Below are 18,097 nucleotides of genomic sequence, written 5' to 3'. Positions count from 1 at the left end.
CGACACAACGGCGCTCGTCCGTCCGGGCGAGCGCATGGAGAGTTTTTATGTCAGTTTCCGCCCCGAACGCTGTCCTCTCGGTCAGCGGCATCGGTAAGACCTATGCGCAACCGGTGCTCACTGGCATCGATCTGACGCTGATGCGCGGTGAAGTACTGGCGCTGACCGGCGAAAATGGCGCCGGTAAAAGCACCTTGTCGAAAATCATCGGTGGCCTGGTCACGCCAACCACCGGGCAGATGCAATTCCATGGCAAGGACTATCGTCCGGGCAGTCGTACTCAGGCAGAAGAGCTTGGCGTGCGCATGGTCATGCAAGAACTCAATCTGTTGCCGACCCTGTCGGTAGCGGAGAACCTGTTTCTCGACAACCTGCCGAGCAACGGTGGCTGGATCAGTCGCAAGCAACTGCGCAAAGCGGCGATCGAAGCCATGGCGCAAGTCGGGCTCGATGCGATCGATCCGGATACCCTCGTCGGCGAACTGGGCATCGGGCATCAGCAGATGGTCGAAATCGCCCGTAACCTGATCGGCGATTGCCATGTGCTGATTCTCGACGAGCCGACGGCGATGCTCACCGCTCGCGAAGTCGAAATGCTCTTTGAGCAGATCACCCGATTGCAGGCGCGCGGCGTCTCCATCATCTACATTTCTCACCGCCTCGAAGAACTCGCCCGCGTTGCGCAGCGCATCGCCGTGCTGCGTGACGGCAATCTGGTGTGCGTCGAGCCAATGGCCAATTACAACAGTGAGCAACTGGTCACGCTGATGGTCGGTCGCGAGTTGGGCGAACACATTGACATGGGGCCGCGCAAGATAGGCGCGCCGGCGTTGACGATCAAAGGCCTGACCCGCTCCGACAAGGTTCGCGACGTTTCTTTCGAAGTGCGCGCGGGTGAAATTTTCGGCATTTCCGGGCTGATCGGGGCAGGGCGCACAGAGTTGCTGCGCTTGATCTTCGGTGCCGATATCGCCGACAGCGGCACGATTGCACTGGGTTCGCCGGCTCAAGTGGTCAGTGTGCGCTCGCCGGTTGATGCGGTGCGCAATGGCATCGCGTTGATCACTGAAGACCGCAAGGGCGAAGGTTTGCTGCTCAGTCAGTCGATCAGCGCCAACATCGCGCTGGGCAACATGCCGGAAATTTCCAGGGGTGGAGTCGTTAACAACAGCGACGAAATCGCTTTGGCACAGCGTCAGATCGACGCCATGCGCATCCGCAGTTCGAGCCCGACACAGTTGGTCTCAGAGCTGTCCGGCGGCAATCAGCAGAAAGTCGTGATCGGTCGCTGGCTGGAGCGTGATTGTTCGGTGCTGCTGTTCGATGAGCCAACTCGCGGTATCGACGTCGGTGCCAAATTCGACATTTATGCCTTGCTCGGCGAATTGACTCGCCAGGGCAAAGCGCTGGTGGTGGTGTCCAGTGATCTGCGTGAGCTGATGCTGATCTGCGACCGCATCGGTGTGCTGTCGGCCGGGCGCCTCATCGACACCTTCGAGCGTGACAGCTGGACCCAGGATGATTTGCTTGCCGCCGCGTTCGCCGGCTACCAAAAACGTGATGCGTTGCTCAACGAAGCGGCGCCTAGGGATCTCCCATGAAAACTGCATCTCCTGCCGGCAAACGTAGTGGCAATTTCTACGGACTGGGCACCTATCTGGGCCTGGCCGGTGCCTTGCTGGCGATGGTCGCGCTGTTCTCGGTCTTGAGCAGCCACTTTCTGTCCTATAACACCTTCAGTACGCTGGCCAACCAGATTCCTGACCTGATGGTCCTGGCCGTCGGCATGACGTTTGTGCTGATCATCGGCGGCATCGACCTTTCCGTTGGTTCGGTGCTGGCCTTGGCGGCATCGACGGTCAGCGTGGCGATTCTCGGCTGGGGCTGGGGCGTGTTGCCATCCGCGTTGCTCGGCATGGCAGTGGCGGCGCTGGCCGGTACGGTCACCGGTTCGATCACCGTGGCCTGGCGGATTCCATCGTTCATCGTGTCCCTCGGCGTGCTGGAAATGGCCCGAGGCCTGGCCTATCAAATGACCGGGTCGCGCACCGCGTATATCGGTGATTCGTTCGCCTGGCTGTCGAATCCGATCGCATTCGGTATCTCGCCGTCGTTCATCATTGCCTTGCTGGTGATCTTCATCGCGCAAGCGGTGTTGACCCGCACCGTGTTCGGTCGCTACCTGATCGGCATCGGCACTAATGAAGAAGCGGTACGGCTCGCGGGGATCAACCCGAAGCCGTACAAGATCCTGGTATTCAGCCTGATGGGCCTGTTGGCTGGCGTTGCCGCGCTGTTTCAGATTTCGCGTCTGGAAGCGGCTGATCCAAATGCCGGCTCCGGTCTGGAGCTGCAAGTGATCGCCGCCGTCGTGATCGGCGGTACCAGCCTGATGGGCGGCCGTGGTTCGGTGATCAGTACCTTCTTTGGTGTGTTGATCATTTCCGTATTGGCGGCCGGTCTGGCGCAGATTGGCGCGACCGAGCCGACCAAGCGCATCATCACCGGTGCGGTGATCGTCATCGCCGTGGTGCTCGATACTTATCGCAGTCAGCGCGCCAGTCGACGGGGCTAACACATGGCAACGATCAAGGATGTGGCTGCGCTCGCGGGGATTTCCTACACGACCGTCTCACATGTGGTGAACAAGACGCGGCCGGTGAGTCAGGAAGTGCGGCTGAAAGTCGAGGCGGCGATCAAGACCCTCGACTATGTGCCAAGTGCAGTGGCACGCTCATTGAAGGCCAAAACCACTGCAACCATCGGCTTGCTGGTGCCTAACAGCCTCAACCCGTACTTCGCCGAGTTGGCGCGGGGCATCGAGGATTACTGCGAGCGTAACGGCTATTGCGTGATCCTCTGCAACTCCGATGACAACCCGGACAAACAGCGCAGTTATCTGCGCGTGCTGCTGGAAAAGCGCATCGACGGCCTGATCGTCGCCTCTGCTGGTGGTGACAGTGGTCTGGCGCAAGGGCTGGCCGCTGTGAAAACACCGATGGTCATCGTCGACCGAGGTCTGGATGGTGTCGATGCCGATCTGGTGCGCATCGACCACGAATACGGTGCCTACCTCGCCACCCGCCATCTGCTGGAGTTGGGTCATCGCGATATCGCTACCATCGGCGGTCCGGCGAGCACCAGCGTGGCGCAGATGCGTCAGGCGGGTTATTGCCGAGCGCTGAAAGAGGCAGGCATCGAAGTGCGACAAGCGCGCATGCTGGAAAGTGATTTCACCAGCACTGGCGGTTACAACGCGGCGGCGATCTTGCTTGAAAACAATCCGCCGAGCGCGATCTTTGCCGGTAACGACATGATCGGCATTGGTGTGCTGCGCGCGGCGGCTGAACGCAATGTTCGTGTGCCCAGCGAGCTGTCGGTGATCGGCTTCGACGATATCCAGATGAGCCGTTATGTCTACCCGGCGCTGACCACTGTTGGTCAGTCGATCCTGCAATTGGGCGAGATGGCGGCCGAAGTGCTGCTGCGAAGGATTGCGACCCCGACGCTGAGCACTGATCAACGTATTGTGACCCCAAGTATTGTCCTGCGCGAATCGACCGCGCCGTTGTCCGGCGTGTTCACCGAATACCGCTGAAACCGAATTGACGAGTAATGATGTATGCCAGCAAATGTAGTGGTAATAGGCAGCTTGAACATGGACCTGGTCACTCGCGCACCGCGGCTGCCCGTGGGCGGTGAAACGCTGATCGGTCATTCCTTTGCCACGGTTTCCGGCGGCAAGGGCGCCAACCAGGCGGTGGCCGCAGCGAGATTGGGCGCACAAGTGGCAATGGTCGGCTGTGTCGGTAACGACGACTATGGTGTGCAATTGCGCGACGCCTTGCTGGCCGAGCAGATCGATTGTCAAGCGGTGAGTGTCGTTGAGGATTCCAGCGGCGTGGCGTTGATTGTGGTCGATGACAACAGTCAGAACGCCATTGTGATCGTCGCTGGCGCCAACGGTGCGATGACCCCCGCAGTGATCGACCGCTTTGACGCTGTGTTGCAGGCTGCGGACGTGGTCATCTGCCAGCTCGAGATTCCCGATGCCACGGTGGGCCATGCGCTCAAACGGGCACGCGCCCTGGGCAAGACTGTCATCCTCAATCCGGCGCCGGCCAGTCGTCCTTTGCCGGCGGACTGGTTTGCCGCTATCGATTACCTGATACCCAACGAAAGCGAAGCGACGGCGTTGAGCGGATTACCAGTCGATTCGCTGGACACTGCCGAGCGCGCCGCCAGCCAACTGATCGCCATGGGCGCGGGCAAAGTCATCATTACCTTGGGAGCTCAGGGGTCGTTGTTTGCCAACGGTACAGGCTTCGAGCATTTTCCGGCGCCGAAAGTACAGGCTGTCGATACCACGGCGGCGGGGGATACCTTTGTCGGTGGGTTCGCCGCTGCACTGGCCAGTGGCAAGACCGAGGCCGAGGCGATTCGTTACGGACAGATCGCCGCTGCGCTGTCAGTCACTCGCGCCGGCGCACAACCGTCCATTCCCACCCTATCCGACGTACAGGCCTTTAAACCCGCATGAAAAAGACTCCTTTGCTCAACGTCGCGCTGTCGCGGCTGATTGCCTCTCTGGGCCACGGCGACATGGTGGTCATCGGTGACGCCGGGCTGCCTGTGCCGCCGGGTGTCGAGCTGATCGATCTGGCGCTGACTCACGGCATTCCGGATTTCGTCAGCACGTTGAAAGTTGTTCTCAGCGAGATGCAGGTGGAAAGCCATGCGCTGGCTAAAGAAATCTTCGACAAGCAACCGACCGCGTTGACTGCGCTCGACGCATTGAATGAAGAGGGCGCTCTGGGGCGTCGCGATCTGCTCAGTCATGAGCAATTCAAGGTTCTCAGTCGACAGGCTCGAGCGATTGTGCGTACCGGCGAATGCCAGCCGTACTGCAACATCGTTTTGTTGGCTGGGGTTACGTTTTAACTTTCGTTTTCACCTGCACAAGGAATGCGCCATGCAACGCCATGCTCACAAACTGCATCAATTCATCCGGGGGCTGCTGCTTTTGTCCGTGATAACTGCGACCGGCGCTCAGGCGGCGGAAAAAATCGACCTGATCATCGATACCGACCCGGGCGCTGACGATGTCGTCGCCTTGTTGTTCGCACTGGCCTCGCCAGAAGAACTGAACATTCGTGCGCTGACGACCGTGGCCGGTAACGTGCGCCTCGACAAGACGTCGCGCAATGCGCGTCTGGCTCGCGAGTGGGCAGGGCGCGAAGATGTGCCGGTTTACGCGGGCGCGCCGAAGCCGCTGATGCGCACGCCAATCTATGCCGAAAACATCCATGGCAAGGAAGGCCTGTCGGGTGTCACCGTGCATGAGCCAAAAAAAGGCCTGGCGGAAGGCAATGCGGTCAATTATCTGATCGATACCCTGAAAAAAGCCAAGCCACACAGCATCACCATTGCCATGCTCGGCCCACAGACCAATCTGGCGCTGGCGCTGATCCAGGAGCCTGAGATTGTTCAGGGCATCAAGGAAGTGGTGGTCATGGGGGGTGCGCACTTCAACGGCGGCAACATCACCCCAGTGGCCGAATTCAACCTGTTTGCTGATCCGCAGGCCGCTGAAGTGGTACTCAAAAGCGGCGTGAAACTGACCTACCTGCCGCTCGATGTGACCCACAAGATTCTCACCAGCGACGCGCGCCTGAAGCAGATCGCGGCGCTGAATAACAATGCGAGCAAAATCGTCGGTGACATCCTCAACGAGTACATCAAAGGGGATATGGAGCACTACGGTATTCCGGGCGGCCCGGTGCATGACGCCACTGTCGTGGCTTATTTGCTGAAACCGGAGTTGTTCACCGGTCGTTCGGTAAATGTGGCCATCGACAGCCGTGAAGGGATCACTTTCGGTCAGACCGTCGTCGATTGGTACGACGGCCTGAAACAGCCGAAAAATGCGTTTTGGGTCGAGAACGGAGACGCCAAGGGCTTCTTCGATTTGTTGACCGAGCGTCTGAAACGCCTGAAGTAGGGCGAAGGCCCGCAGGTGCCAGCCTGCGGGTCGTTACTCTCTATCGGTGTCTGATGTAGCCTTGTGCTCGTTCTGATACCGCTCCAGCACCTGTTCGATAAACTTTTGCGCACCTTGTGTTCCCATCGTTTTGACCAGCAGATCGATGCTGATCAATGCCAGCTCCTCCGAGCTGCCCGGGCTATACGAACTATGCCCCTTCGGCCACAAGACTTTGATGTCGGCAGTAATGCTTACGGTGCTCATGAGTGCGCTCTGAAAGTCTGGAATGTCTGAGAGCGAGTTAACCATTTTGTCGGGCATTTGGCACTGCGACTTAGGCATGAGCGGAGTGCTATGCGACACTTGGTCTTTTACGGCTTTCCAAGGATCGTGCTGTGCAGATCGATTTGAATACCTCTGACGGCCTCACGCTGGACGCAGTGCGCCAATTGCTTGCCTCGGCCAGTGACGACGAACACACCCAGTTGCGCGTGACCAAGGGCGGTATTGCCTATATCTCTTCAGGCATTACGGGTGGGCAGGATATCGACGGGCTGCTGTTTCGACTGGAAACCTGGGCCAAGGGCTCGGGCTATGTGGGTAATGTGGCGGCCAGCGATGAGGTCTGGGTGATGCAGATTTTCAACGCGCTCAAGGATAATTGGCCGAATCCGCCGTACGACTACATCGACGTCTATTGAGCGTCGTTAATATTCAGTCACGATTGATTGATGAAGGGGCGGGTATTGCTCAGGCAAACTCGGCGTTTTTCCGATCGTGGGGCAGGATGATGGCATTGCCATGAAACCAAACGCCTGAATGGCGGTCGCACGATCTCAGCTTAATCATAGAAAACAAGGAGGCTTCATGCCTTTGAAGTTCGCGACACTGGGTGCACTTATGGCCGTTGCCATGTTGGCCGGTTGCAGTACGACCTCCAGCGAGTCGGCAAAGGATCCGGTGGCGACCGAAGCCGGGCACAGTCGCTGTGAAGCATCGGCGGCGCAATTCGCCATCGGCAAGAAAGCTTCGCCTGAGCTGCTGGAGCAGGCGCGCGCCAAAGCCGGTGCGCAAAATGCACGCTTCCTCAAGCCGACCGACATGATCACGCTGGAATACCGCTCTGATCGCTTGAACCTGAACACCGACAACAACCTGGTAGTCAACCGCGTGAACTGCGGCTGATTGCTGGCAGCTTTTGTTGCAGGCATAAAAAACCCCGTCACATGGACGGGGTTTTTTTAGTGCGCCGAGAAATTACTCTGGGCGAACCTGTGCAGCTTGCATACCCTTTTGGCCTTTCTCAGCCACGAAGGAGACGGTCTGGCCTTCTTTCAGGCTTTTGAAACCGTCGGATTCGATAGCTTTGAAGTGTACGAACAGGTCGTCACCGCCACCTTGAGGAGTGATGAAGCCGAAGCCTTTTTCATCGTTGAACCATTTAACGGTGCCGGTTTGGCGATTAGACATGGTGTATCTCCAAGAAACATATATTTTTCAGTACTGTGCTGCTCAGGCCAACTGGGCACACCGGAGTATCATAGTCGAAATGTTCGCTTTGGTAGCCCCCCGGACGTGCTGTTTGCTTTCATATTGCATTCATTTCGATGTCTGAAATGTCTGCAGGCCCCGGTTTGCGGGGCTTCAAGCTGAAAAACGAGGCTGTAAAAAAGCTATAAATCCTTCGTAAAATATCGGATTCAGCTTCTTTTTCGCTGTTTTCAGCCTCTTAAGCGCTGCAAAATTCAGCGAATCGACCTTATTTCTGAACGCGGCAAACCGAGATTTCTTTCAGTGCGCGCTGGCCCAGTTCACCGCTTGGTGGAGTGTTCTTGTCCATCAGTTGCGCGATCTCTTGCGTGGTGAATTTCTTCTCCAGGACATCGGCGCCGCAGGTGCAGTGCTGTTTGGCGACGGTTGGGTTGACGCTTTGGCTGGCAGCTTTGGTGCAGTCATCCATGTATTGGGCTTTGACGCCCGCAGGCCACGCCGCGTGAGCGCTCAGTGGCAGCAGCAATGCCAGGGGGCGGCGAAGGCAAAAAGTCGGATAAGGCGCATTTCTGAAACTCCTTGGATTGATATCGGCGACGATTCTCAGCCTATTTGAGGCAAAGCGTACATGCCAAGTTCACTTTGTGCCGCAAAAATGGGCAAATCGTCATTGCCTCTAATCCTGCGCATCGATGACCGCTCATCTGTGCTAGCATGCCGGGCTCAAGCGTTCTCAGGCTCCGGATGGCCTTCAGCCCCGGTAGCGGTCAGCGTGCGAATATTTCGATTTGAATCCCAGTCACTCTGGTTCGGTTTTCCGGTTGGCCGCAAGGCTCCTGCCGCTGTAAGGCAGGCGTTCGTCATTGAATGGCCTGGATCGGATCTTGTACTGGCTCATCCCAACCCACGTGACCTTTGGTAGGGGTCACCACTAGGAGAGGAGGCGCCATGCCAACTATTACTCTTCCCGACGGCAGTCAACGTTCATTCGATCACCCGGTTTCCGTAGCCGAGGTCGCCGCATCCATTGGTGCTGGCCTGGCCAAAGCCACCCTGGCCGGCAAGGTCAATGGTCAACTGGTCGACGCAAGCGACATCATCAGCAGCGACGCGACCCTGCAAATCATCACGCCAAAGGATGAAGAGGGGCTGGAGATCATTCGCCACTCTTGCGCCCACCTCGTTGGCCACGCAGTCAAGCAACTCTACCCGACCGCTAAAATGGTGATCGGGCCGGTCATCGACGAAGGCTTCTATTACGACATCGCCTTCGAGCGTCCTTTCACCCCGGACGATATGGCCGCCATCGAACAGCGCATGCAGCAGCTGATCGAAAAAGATTACGACGTCATCAAGAAAGTCACTCCGCGCGCCGAAGTGATCGAAGTGTTCAAGGCCCGCGGCGAAGACTACAAGCTGCGCCTGGTCGAGGACATGCCGAACGAACAGGCTATGGGTCTGTACTATCACGAAGAATACGTCGACATGTGCCGCGGCCCGCACGTGCCGAACACTCGCTTCCTGAAATCCTTCAAGCTGACCAAGCTGTCGGGCGCTTACTGGCGCGGCGATGCCAAGAACGAGCAATTGCAGCGCGTTTACGGCACCGCCTGGGCAGACAAGAAGCAACTGGCGGCTTACATCCAGCGCATCGAAGAAGCTGAAAAGCGCGATCACCGCAAGATCGGCAAGCGTCTCGGCCTGTTCCACACCCAGGAAGAATCCCCGGGCATGGTGTTCTGGCACCCGAACGGCTGGACTCTGTACCAGGTGCTCGAGCAGTACATGCGCAAGATCCAGCGCGACAACGGCTATCTTGAGATCAAGACTCCGCAAGTCGTTGACCGCAGCCTGTGGGAGAAATCCGGGCACTGGGCCAACTACGCCGACAACATGTTCACCACGCAGTCGGAAAACCGCGATTACGCCATCAAGCCGATGAACTGCCCTTGCCACGTGCAGGTGTTCAACCAAGGCCTGAAGAGCTACCGCGAGCTGCCGATGCGTCTGGCCGAGTTCGGTGCCTGCCACCGTAACGAGCCGTCGGGTGCGCTGCACGGTATCATGCGGGTACGTGCGTTCACTCAGGATGACGCCCACATCTTCTGCACCGAAGAGCAGATGCAGGCTGAATCCGCCGCGTTCATCAAGCTGACCATGGACGTTTATCGTGACTTCGGTTTCACCGACGTCGAGATGAAGCTGTCCACTCGTCCGGAAAAACGCGTCGGTTCTGACGAGCTGTGGGATCGCGCAGAAGCTGCATTGGCTGCAGCCCTTGATTCTGCGGGCCTGCCGTACGATCTGCAGCCGGGTGAGGGCGCGTTCTACGGTCCGAAAATCGAATTCTCGCTGAAAGATTGCCTTGGCCGTGTCTGGCAATGTGGTACCTTGCAGCTCGATTTTAACCTGCCTGTCCGTTTGGGCGCTGAATACGTCTCCGAAGACAACAGCCGCAAACACCCAGTGATGTTGCACCGCGCGATCCTCGGTTCCTTCGAGCGTTTCGTCGGGATTCTGATCGAGCACTACGAAGGTGCGTTCCCTGCCTGGCTGGCGCCAACCCAGGCGGTGATCATGAATATCACTGATAAACAGGCAGATTTTGTTGCAGAAGTAGAAAAAACTCTCAACGAAAGCGGATTTCGTGCCAAGTCCGACTTGAGAAATGAAAAGATCGGCTTTAAAATCCGTGAGCATACTTTGCTCAAGGTTCCCTATCTCTTGGTAATCGGAGATAAGGAAGTCGAGATGCAGACTGTCGCTGTGCGTACTCGTGAAGGTGCTGACCTGGGCTCGATGCCCGTCGCCCAGTTCGCTGAGTTTCTCGCGCAAGCGGTTTCCCGGCGTGGTCGCCCAGATTCGGAGTAATTATTATTAAGCGTGAAATGAGACAAGATAAACGAGCTGCACCGAAAGCCCCGATCAACGAGAATATCTCGGCACGCGAGGTTCGGTTAATTGGGGCTGAAGGTGAACAGCTTGGGATTGTGTCAATTGAAGACGCGCTTCTTAAGGCTGAAGAGGCCAAACTGGATTTGGTGGAAATTTCCGCCGATGCAGTACCCCCTGTTTGCAAACTGATGGACTACGGCAAATCGATCTTCGAAAAGAAGAAGCAGGTTGCCGCAGCCAAGAAAAACCAGAAGCAGATTCAGGTTAAAGAAATCAAGTTTCGTCCAGGGACGGAGGAAGGGGATTACCAGGTAAAACTGCGCAACCTGGTACGTTTCCTGAGTGATGGGGACAGGGCCAAGGTATCCTTGCGATTCCGCGGCCGTGAGATGGCCCACCAGGAGCTGGGGATGGAACTCCTCAAGCGGGTTGAAGGTGACCTGCTCGAGTACGGTTCGGTCGAACAGCATCCTAAGATGGAAGGACGCCAGCTGATCATGGTCATCGCCCCGAAAAAGAAGAAGTAATCAACAGGGCACGGCAGGCCTTCTGATTATGTTTATCAACTGAATGCGGAGTATCCGAACATGCCAAAAATGAAAACCAAAAGTGGTGCTGCTAAGCGGTTTCTGAAAACTGCTAACGGTATCAAGCACAAGCACGCTTTCAAGAGCCACATCCTGACTAAAATGTCGACCAAGCGTAAGCGTCAACTGCGCGGTAGCAGCTTGCTGCATCCGTCTGACGTGGCAAAAGTCGAGCGCATGCTGCGCCTTCGTTAATTTTAGTCAAGAATAGAGGAAGTAACTCATGGCTCGTGTAAAGCGTGGCGTCATTGCCCGTAAGCGTCACAAAAAAATTCTGAAACTTGCTAAAGGCTACTACGGCGCACGCTCCCGCGTATTCCGTGTTGCCAAGCAAGCGGTAATCAAGGCAGGCCAATACGCCTACCGTGACCGTCGTCAGAAAAAACGTCAGTTCCGCGCTCTGTGGATCGCTCGTATCAATGCTGGTGCTCGTGTTAACGGTCTGTCCTACAGCCGTTTCATCGCTGGCCTGAAAAAAGCGTCCATCGAGATCGACCGTAAGGTTCTGGCTGATCTGGCAGTGAACGAAAAAGCGGTGTTTGCTGCGATTGTCGAGAAAGCTAAAGCCACCTTGGCTTAAGTACCCCCGACAATCACCCGGCCCCACTTCCGTGGGGCCAGGTGGTAAACGTCTTAAATAGGGGAAGAGCCTTCAAGCTCTTCCCCTATTTTGTATCTGGAGTCTGTACATGGAAAACCTGGATGCGCTGGTCTCTCAAGCACTAGAGGCTGTGCAAAGCGCTGAAGATATCAATGCCCTGGAGCAAATCCGGGTTCAATACCTTGGCAAAAAGGGTGAATTGACTCAGGTGATGAAGACCCTGGGGAATTTGCCGGCAGAAGAGCGTCCGCAAGTCGGCGCCCTGATCAACGTTGCCAAGGAACGTGTTACAGGCGTTCTCAATGCGCGCATGGCCTTGTTTGAAGAAGCCGAGCTGGCTGCCAAACTGTCTGCCGAATCCATTGACGTGACGTTGCCGGGCCGTGGCCAGACCTCTGGTGGTCTGCATCCGGTCACCCGCACTCTGGAACGCGTTGAGCAGTTCTTCACCCGCATCGGCTACGGCATTGCCGAAGGCCCTGAGGTCGAAGACGACTATCACAACTTTGAAGCGCTCAACATCCCAGGTCATCACCCGGCCCGGTCGATGCATGACACCTTCTATTTCAATGCCAACATGTTGCTGCGCACCCATACCTCGCCGGTACAGGTCCGCACCATGGAATCGAAACAGCCGCCGATCCGCATCGTCTGCCCAGGCCGTGTCTACCGCAGCGACTCTGATATCACTCACTCGCCGATGTTCCATCAGGTCGAAGGCCTGCTGGTTGATCGCGACATCAATTTTGCCGATCTCAAAGGCACCATCGAAGAATTCCTGCGGGTGTTCTTCGAGAAGGAACTGGCCGTACGCTTCCGTCCTTCGTACTTCCCGTTCACCGAGCCATCCGCTGAAGTCGATATGGAATGCGTGATGTGCAGCGGTAAAGGCTGCCGCGTCTGCAAGCAGACTGGATGGCTGGAAGTGATGGGCTGCGGCATGGTTCACCCGAACGTGCTGCGCATGTCCGGCATTGATCCGGAAGAATTCTCCGGCTTCGCTTTCGGCATGGGCGTCGAGCGTCTGGCCATGCTCCGTTACGGCGTGAATGACTTGCGTCTGTTCTTCGACAACGACTTGCGGTTCCTCGCGCAATTTCGCTAGTCGTAACGAATTCTTAGGAGAGCAGGATGAAATTCAGTGAACAATGGCTGCGTGGCTGGGTTAGCCCGCAGGTAAATCGCGACGAGCTGGTTGCTCGTCTGTCGATGGCCGGTCTTGAAGTCGATAGCGTCACGCTGGCCGCCGGCGTATTCAGTGGCGTCGTCGTGGGCGAGGTGCTGAGCACCGAGCAACACCCTGACGCTGATAAATTGCGTGTTTGCAAAGTCAGCAATGGCGCGGAAACCTTCCAGGTCGTGTGCGGTGCGCCAAACGTGCGTCCGGGCCTGAAGATTCCGTTCGCGATGATCGGTGCTGAGCTGCCAGGCGACTTCAAGATCAAGAAAGCCAAGCTGCGCGGTGTCGAGTCCAACGGCATGCTCTGCTCGCAAGCCGAGCTGCAGGTCGGTGAAGGCAGCGACGGTCTGATGGAGCTGCCGGCCGATGCGCCGGTGGGCGAGGATTTCCGCGTTTACCTGGATCTGGAAGATGCCAGCATCGAGGTCGACCTGACCCCGAACCGTGGCGACTGCCTATCGCTGGCCGGTCTGGCCCGTGAAGTTGGCGCGCTGTACGACGCTCCGGTCACCCGTCCGGTGGTGATGAGCATTCCTGCCGTGCACGACGAAGTGCGCTCTGTAGAAGTGCTGGCGCCAGCCGCGTGTCCGCGTTATCTGGGGCGTGTCATCCGTGACGTTGACCTGTCCAAGCCGACGCCGCTGTGGATGGTTGAGCGTCTGCGTCGCGCTGATGTGCGTAGCATTGATGCTGCGGTCGACATCACCAACTACGTGATGCTTGAACTGGGTCACCCACTGCACGCTTTCGATCTCGCCGAAATCAATGGCGGCATTCGTGTGCGCATGGCAGAAGAGGGTGAGAAGCTGGTATTGCTCGACGGTCAGGAAGTCAGCCTGCGTAGCGATACGCTGGTGATTGCCGACCACACTCGTGCACTGGCGATTGCCGGTGTGATGGGTGGCGAGCACAGCGGTGTTTCCGCGACCACTCGCGACGTGTTCCTTGAGTCCGCGTTCTTCGACCAGATCGCTGTCGCTGGCAAGGCTCGTTCCTATGGCCTGCACACCGATGCCTCGCACCGCTACGAACGTGGCGTCGATTGGCAACTGGCCCGTGAAGCAATGGAGCGCGCCACCGGCCTGCTGTTGGAAATCACTGGCGGCGAAGCCGGCCCGATTATCGAGACCGTCAGCGAGCAACATCTGCCGTCGATCGCGCCGATCACTCTGCGTGCCCAGCGCATCGCTCAAATGCTCGGCATGGAAATGGATTCGGCACAGGTCGAGCGTCTGCTCAGCGGCCTGGGTCTTGGCATTACTGCCGATGGTGAAGGCCAGTGGCGCGTAGAAGTGCCAAGTCATCGCTTCGACATCAGCCTGGAGGTCGATCTGATCGAAGAACTGGCCCGTCTGTACGGCTACAACCGTCTGCCAGTTCGTTATCCGCAAGCGCGCCTGGCGCCGCAAGCCAAGGCTGAGGCGCGTAGCGACCTGCCGGAACTGCGCCGTCTGCTGGTGGCTCGTGGTTATCAGGAAGCGATCACTTACAGCTTCATCGATCCGCGTCAGTTCGAACTGTTCAACCCGGGCGTCGAGCCGCTGTTGTTGGCCAACCCGATCTCCAATGACATGGCGGCCATGCGTTCGTCGCTGTGGCCGGGTCTGGTCAAAGCGCTGCAACACAACCTCAATCGTCAGCAGGATCGCGTACGTCTGTTCGAAAGCGGTCTGCGTTTCGTCGGTCAGCTCGAAGGTCTGAAGCAGGAGCCAATGCTGTCCGGCGTGGTCTGCGGTAGCCGTCTGCCGGAAGGCTGGGCACAGGGTCGCGACACCGTCGATTTCTTCGACGTCAAAGCTGATGTGGAAGCAGTATTGGGTTTTGCCGGTGCACTGGATTCCTTCACTTTCACACCGGGCAAACACCCGGCGTTGCACCCGGGTCAAACCGCGCGTATCGAGCGGGAAGGGCGTGAAGTCGGCTTCATCGGTGCCATTCACCCTGAATTGTCGAAAGCTCTGGGTCTGGACCGTCCAGTCTTCGTTTTCGAGCTGGTTCTGGCTGAGGTGGCACTCGGTAAAATGCCGAAATTCCACGAGTTGTCGCGCTTTCCTGAAGTGCGTCGTGACCTTGCATTAATTCCACACAAAGACGTCGCGGCCTCGGCTGTACTGGACGTAATCCGTGAAAATGCAGGCGAATGGCTCACAGATCTCAGGCTGTTTGACGTGTATCAGGGTAAAGGCATTGATCCTGATAGAAAAAGCCTTGCAGTTGGCTTGACCTGGCAGCATCCATCGCGCACTCTTAATGACGATGAGGTGAATTTGACGACGCAAAATATCCTCACCTCGCTCGAACAAAGGTTGAACGCCACGTTAAGGAAGTGACGTATGGGGGCTTTGACGAAAGCTGAGATGGCGGAACGTCTGTATGAAGAGCTGGGCCTGAACAAGCGGGAAGCCAAGGAATTGGTAGAACTGTTTTTCGAGGAAATCAGGCACGCTCTTGAAGACAACGAGCAGGTCAAATTGTCCGGTTTCGGCAATTTCGACCTTCGGGACAAACGCCAGCGGCCTGGCCGCAACCCGAAAACGGGGGAAGAAATCCCGATCACGGCTCGCCGTGTGGTCACCTTTCGTCCAGGGCAGAAGTTGAAGGCCCGAGTTGAGGCTTATGCTGGAACCAAGTCATAACGACGAACTACCCGTCATCCCGGGCAAACGCTACTTCACCATTGGTGAAGTCAGCGAGCTGTGTGCCGTAAAGCCACACGTGCTGCGCTACTGGGAGCAGGAGTTTCCTCAACTCAACCCCGTCAAACGCCGCGGAAACCGCCGGTATTATCAGCGCCAAGACGTGCTGATGATCCGGCAGATCCGCGCGCTGCTTTACGATCAAGGTTTCACCATCGGCGGCGCACGTTTGCGTCTGTCCGGCGATGAAGCCAAAGACGACACTACCCAGTACAAGCAGATGATTCGGCAGATGATTGCCGAATTGGAAGACGTTCTGGTTGTTCTCAAGAAATAAAAAGCGGCGTTTGAATACTTCCAGTTTTCAAAAGCTTGCGCTATATTCTTGAGCGCTCTTCGAGGTGAAGAGCGAGTTGCAAGACCAGTCGGGGCGTAGCGCAGTCCGGTAGCGCACTAGCATGGGGTGCTAGGGGTCGAGTGTTCGAATCACTCCGTCCCGACCATATAATTCAATGACTTAGCCCAACTTTCGCGAGTTGGGCTTTTTCATGTGCGTGACTTTTGCGTGACTTCTCGATTTTTCACGCCTGCTTCCTCTTCAAGATTGTCAGGACCGGTCCACGCGAATCGGTTGCTGATACCATGTTCGCAGCCTCAATCAGATGGCCAGGTTGAGGCGAATAGCGTCGGCGGTTTGGCTCGCGGCGATTTTTGCCCCGGCCAGTTCAGTATCGACAGCGTCCTGCAAGCTGGCGATCGTGCGCTTGTTCTTCATGGCGCCGGCGAAATCTGCGGCGACTGCTGGCACGGTGACGCGAGACTGGGCCGGCGAGATCGATGCAATGGGGCGTCGACGCTGAGAAGGCCTTTGGCAGCCAGCTCGGAAAGACGAGCGCACCTATTCAATCGAAGGTTTCGGCACATGCTTGAGTGCTTGAAGGCCGTACGGGGTCAGCACATAGACTTTCCGGTTAACTGGGGCTGCCTTTTTCGCGATGAAACCTGCGTGCACCAGCCATTCGAGTGTGGCGTCGAAGAACTCTGTTTCCGGGTCGCGTGCACCTTCTGTTACGGCGTCTTCAATGTCGGGATCGTATTCGAGGTATTTGAGAACGGTTAATCCTGCGACCTGTGGGCTCACGTCGGAAGGGATCGGGAAACTCTCGTAGAGAAAAGCCAAGATGTCAGCGCTCATCTCATCGAAGCGCTCAATATTTGTTTTTGCCATGGTTCGGTCCATCGAATTGCCATAGGGGCAATGACGATATCAAGGAGCCATACGCCCGCCACTGAGCGGGCTTTTTTATTCCTAACTCCCTTACGGGGAGGAGCCGAGATGCCAGACAAACCAGGCACATGGGCGATAGCGCTTGCGTGGTTGAGCCAGCATTCGCCGATCCTCTATGCCGCTGCGCTGTCCTGCGCCATGGCCGTTTTGCGGATCACCTACGGGGGCGGCACGCGTCGCCAGATGTTGGTGGAAGGCGCCATTTGCGGCGGCCTGACGTTGACCATCATCAGCGGCCTGGACTTTTTCGGCCTGCCCCAGAGCATGGCCACCTTCGCCGGCGGCTGGGTTGGCTTCCTGGGCGTGGAGAAGATCCGCAACATCGCGGATCGGGTGACTGACTTCAAGCTTCCCACTCGCAAGGCGGAGTAAATTGCGACACGTTTCGCGAGTCAGCAAATTGTGTCGCGACGCGTGGCAGGTCTAGCGGCGGGTTGCGAAGCAACTCTGAAGAGACTGCTGATGCTGCGTTATCAGATTATTGATTTCTGAACGTCTTACAGTGGACATTTGGCTGTTGTCAGCCCAACTCAGAGTGCCCTCCAGTCCGGTTATCTCGCCCCGTATTGCTTCGCACTGATCATTTTGCATGGCAGACAACTTTGCTTGGGTCGAGGATAGCAGCGCGTCTCGCTGTGCGACTGCTTCCCTCCATTTCTCAAGCAAGGCGCCCAGTTCATTGTTTTGCTTTTGCAGCTCCTGATTTCGCACTGTTTGGTTTTCTAACGCATTTTTCTGTTGTCCAAAATTCATGCCTCCTACCACCAGTGTAGTACCGACACCAACCATAAAGGTTACAAATGCAATAGCAGTGGTTAACCAAGGTGTGCCTGAGCTAGTTGGTGATGCTGGGGGGCAGTGTCGCTCAAGTTAATCATCCTAGGCTGGGCAGAACGCTCTATCGAAATCCGCGGTAGTTGTTCCGCATTGCATGGGTGTGCCGCACGGAACGTTCTATTTTTGAATTCAACATTCGCTGTGACTAGGAGTTGGCCATTGACGGTGACCTTGCACGCCCGCCCGGTTTCAGTCTTAGTGCCAGGTGCAAGAACCGGGTCGCACTGAAGAAACACCGTCTTCCCTTGATAATCTCGAGTTACACCTGCCGTTGTTGTGCTTGCTGGTTCCTTCATGAATTTCCGATTCCACGGCCCAAAGTAGATCTCTGGTTCGCCGCCGCCGAAGAAACCGGATTCAGGAGTGGCGCAAATAGTGCCTTGCATCCGCTCTCCGTCGATGATGTTTGCGTCTTCGTAGCAGGAGATCATCCCTTTGGCGGTGACAATCGTCGACGGCCCTCTGTTAGTCCAAGTTGGAGCGGTTACACAGCCAGAAAGAGTGACTGCGGCGAGAGCGGCGGCGACGAGGGAGATTGGTTGAATTCGCATTAGTTGGGCGTCCTTACTTTTCGAGGCGCACACAAATACCGGCTATGA

Annotated in this window: 23 protein-coding genes, 1 tRNA gene and 1 pseudogene; 18 read left to right on the top strand and 7 right to left on the bottom strand. The window is 56.9% G+C overall.

The genetic code is table 11. From position 1 onward, the window contains the following. Positions 1-47: 47 nt before the first annotated feature. From JFT91_RS22470 to JFT91_RS22445, 6 genes are read left to right on the top strand one after another with little or no spacing between them, the layout of a single operon-like run. Complete coding sequence (locus JFT91_RS22470) at positions 48-1,601, top strand: sugar ABC transporter ATP-binding protein (protein ID WP_201233898.1); 1,554 nt, start codon at positions 48-50, stop codon at positions 1,599-1,601. After that, positions 1,598-2,575: an ABC transporter permease gene (locus tag JFT91_RS22465; RefSeq protein WP_201148252.1), complete on the top strand. Its 978-nt coding sequence runs from the start codon at positions 1,598-1,600 to the stop codon at positions 2,573-2,575. The genes JFT91_RS22470 and JFT91_RS22465 overlap by 4 nt, the downstream gene beginning before the upstream one ends. Positions 2,576-2,578: 3 nt before the next feature. Continuing rightward, complete coding sequence (locus tag JFT91_RS22460) at positions 2,579-3,598, top strand: LacI family DNA-binding transcriptional regulator (protein WP_201227147.1); 1,020 nt, start codon at positions 2,579-2,581, stop codon at positions 3,596-3,598. Between the two features lie 24 nt (positions 3,599-3,622). Next, positions 3,623-4,540: a ribokinase gene (rbsK, locus tag JFT91_RS22455; protein WP_201233897.1), complete on the top strand. Its 918-nt coding sequence runs from the start codon at positions 3,623-3,625 to the stop codon at positions 4,538-4,540. Further along, positions 4,537-4,941, top strand: a complete 405-nt coding sequence (gene rbsD, locus JFT91_RS22450) for a D-ribose pyranase (protein ID WP_201227145.1) — start codon at positions 4,537-4,539, stop codon at positions 4,939-4,941. The genes rbsK and rbsD overlap by 4 nt, the downstream gene beginning before the upstream one ends. Positions 4,942-4,972: 31 nt before the next feature. After that, positions 4,973-6,001, top strand: a complete 1,029-nt coding sequence (locus tag JFT91_RS22445) for a nucleoside hydrolase (RefSeq protein WP_201233896.1) — start codon at positions 4,973-4,975, stop codon at positions 5,999-6,001. Between the two features lie 33 nt (positions 6,002-6,034). Here JFT91_RS22445 and JFT91_RS22440 read toward each other — a convergent pair whose 3' ends face one another. After that, entirely contained in the window at positions 6,035-6,247 is a 213-nt protein-coding gene (locus tag JFT91_RS22440) for a hypothetical protein (RefSeq protein ID WP_201233895.1), read from the bottom strand. 131 nt (positions 6,248-6,378) lie between these two features. On the opposite strand from JFT91_RS22440, the gene JFT91_RS22435 reads away from it, so the two are divergent. Beyond that, the gene (locus JFT91_RS22435; protein WP_201233894.1) at positions 6,379-6,684 is read left to right on the top strand and encodes a hypothetical protein; all 306 of its coding nucleotides are present in this window, start codon (positions 6,379-6,381) and stop codon (positions 6,682-6,684) included. A 166-nt stretch (positions 6,685-6,850) separates the two neighbouring features. After that, complete coding sequence (locus JFT91_RS22430; protein WP_201227141.1) at positions 6,851-7,168, top strand: I78 family peptidase inhibitor; 318 nt, start codon at positions 6,851-6,853, stop codon at positions 7,166-7,168. Between the two features lie 72 nt (positions 7,169-7,240). Here the strand turns inward: JFT91_RS22430 and JFT91_RS22425 are convergent, their stop codons facing one another. Then, positions 7,241-7,453 (bottom strand): cold-shock protein, encoded by a 213-nt coding sequence (locus tag JFT91_RS22425; RefSeq protein WP_003179963.1) that lies wholly within the window; start codon positions 7,451-7,453, stop codon positions 7,241-7,243. A 289-nt stretch (positions 7,454-7,742) separates the two neighbouring features. Beyond that, positions 7,743-8,041: pseudogene (locus tag JFT91_RS22420) on the bottom strand (hypothetical protein). A 381-nt stretch (positions 8,042-8,422) separates the two neighbouring features. Here JFT91_RS22420 and thrS point away from each other — a divergent pair. From thrS to JFT91_RS22375, 9 genes are all read left to right on the top strand, one after another. After that, positions 8,423-10,345 (top strand): threonine--tRNA ligase, encoded by a 1,923-nt coding sequence (thrS, locus tag JFT91_RS22415; protein WP_007913488.1) that lies wholly within the window; start codon positions 8,423-8,425, stop codon positions 10,343-10,345. Beyond that, complete coding sequence (gene infC / locus JFT91_RS22410; protein WP_172668659.1) at positions 10,345-10,896, top strand: translation initiation factor IF-3; 552 nt, start codon at positions 10,345-10,347, stop codon at positions 10,894-10,896. Before thrS ends, infC begins: the two co-directional genes overlap by 1 nt. 60 nt (positions 10,897-10,956) lie before the next feature. Then, entirely contained in the window at positions 10,957-11,151 is a 195-nt protein-coding gene (rpmI, locus tag JFT91_RS22405) for a 50S ribosomal protein L35 (protein WP_002553160.1), read from the top strand. Between the two features lie 28 nt (positions 11,152-11,179). Further along, positions 11,180-11,536 (top strand): 50S ribosomal protein L20, encoded by a 357-nt coding sequence (gene rplT, locus JFT91_RS22400; protein WP_007913489.1) that lies wholly within the window; start codon positions 11,180-11,182, stop codon positions 11,534-11,536. A gap of 109 nt (positions 11,537-11,645) precedes the next feature. Continuing rightward, positions 11,646-12,662 carry a phenylalanine--tRNA ligase subunit alpha gene (pheS, locus tag JFT91_RS22395; RefSeq protein WP_003226365.1) on the top strand — a complete coding sequence of 339 codons (1,017 nt, stop codon included), beginning with the start codon at positions 11,646-11,648 and terminating at the stop codon, positions 12,660-12,662. A gap of 26 nt (positions 12,663-12,688) precedes the next feature. Continuing rightward, complete coding sequence (gene pheT, locus JFT91_RS22390) at positions 12,689-15,067, top strand: phenylalanine--tRNA ligase subunit beta (protein ID WP_201233893.1); 2,379 nt, start codon at positions 12,689-12,691, stop codon at positions 15,065-15,067. 3 nt (positions 15,068-15,070) lie between these two features. Beyond that, positions 15,071-15,373, top strand: coding sequence for an integration host factor subunit alpha (gene ihfA, locus JFT91_RS22385; RefSeq protein ID WP_002553164.1), 303 nt, complete (start codon positions 15,071-15,073; stop codon positions 15,371-15,373). Further along, positions 15,354-15,710 (top strand): MerR family transcriptional regulator, encoded by a 357-nt coding sequence (locus JFT91_RS22380; protein ID WP_003179985.1) that lies wholly within the window; start codon positions 15,354-15,356, stop codon positions 15,708-15,710. The genes ihfA and JFT91_RS22380 overlap by 20 nt, the downstream gene beginning before the upstream one ends. An 89-nt stretch (positions 15,711-15,799) precedes the next feature. Continuing rightward, positions 15,800-15,876 (top strand) — tRNA-Pro (locus JFT91_RS22375). Positions 15,877-16,031: 155 nt separating this feature from the next. On the opposite strand, the gene JFT91_RS22370 is transcribed toward JFT91_RS22375, so the two are convergent. Next, positions 16,032-16,181 carry a hypothetical protein gene (locus tag JFT91_RS22370; protein WP_242489352.1) on the bottom strand — a complete coding sequence of 50 codons (150 nt, stop codon included), beginning with the start codon at positions 16,179-16,181 and terminating at the stop codon, positions 16,032-16,034. Between the two features lie 90 nt (positions 16,182-16,271). Beyond that, positions 16,272-16,601 carry a hypothetical protein gene (locus JFT91_RS22365; protein ID WP_201233892.1) on the bottom strand — a complete coding sequence of 110 codons (330 nt, stop codon included), beginning with the start codon at positions 16,599-16,601 and terminating at the stop codon, positions 16,272-16,274. 108 nt (positions 16,602-16,709) lie between these two features. Between JFT91_RS22365 and JFT91_RS22360 the strand changes: the two genes are divergently transcribed. After that, positions 16,710-17,033 (top strand): phage holin, lambda family, encoded by a 324-nt coding sequence (locus JFT91_RS22360; RefSeq protein WP_201233891.1) that lies wholly within the window; start codon positions 16,710-16,712, stop codon positions 17,031-17,033. 51 nt (positions 17,034-17,084) lie between these two features. Here JFT91_RS22360 and JFT91_RS22355 read toward each other — a convergent pair whose 3' ends face one another. Both JFT91_RS22355 and JFT91_RS22350 read right to left on the bottom strand, forming a co-directional pair. Continuing rightward, complete coding sequence (locus JFT91_RS22355; RefSeq protein WP_201233890.1) at positions 17,085-17,414, bottom strand: hypothetical protein; 330 nt, start codon at positions 17,412-17,414, stop codon at positions 17,085-17,087. 62 nt (positions 17,415-17,476) lie between these two features. Beyond that, on the bottom strand, positions 17,477-18,049 hold the full coding sequence (locus JFT91_RS22350) for a hypothetical protein (protein WP_201233889.1): 573 nt from the start codon (positions 18,047-18,049) through the stop codon (positions 17,477-17,479). Between the last annotated feature and the right edge of the window lie 48 nt (positions 18,050-18,097).

Origin of the sequence: Pseudomonas sp. TH08 (assembly GCF_016651275.1) — a bacterium.
In the GTDB taxonomy this organism is placed as follows: Bacteria; Pseudomonadota; Gammaproteobacteria; order Pseudomonadales; family Pseudomonadaceae; genus Aquipseudomonas.
This window is presented reverse-complemented; position numbering and strand designations above follow the sequence as displayed.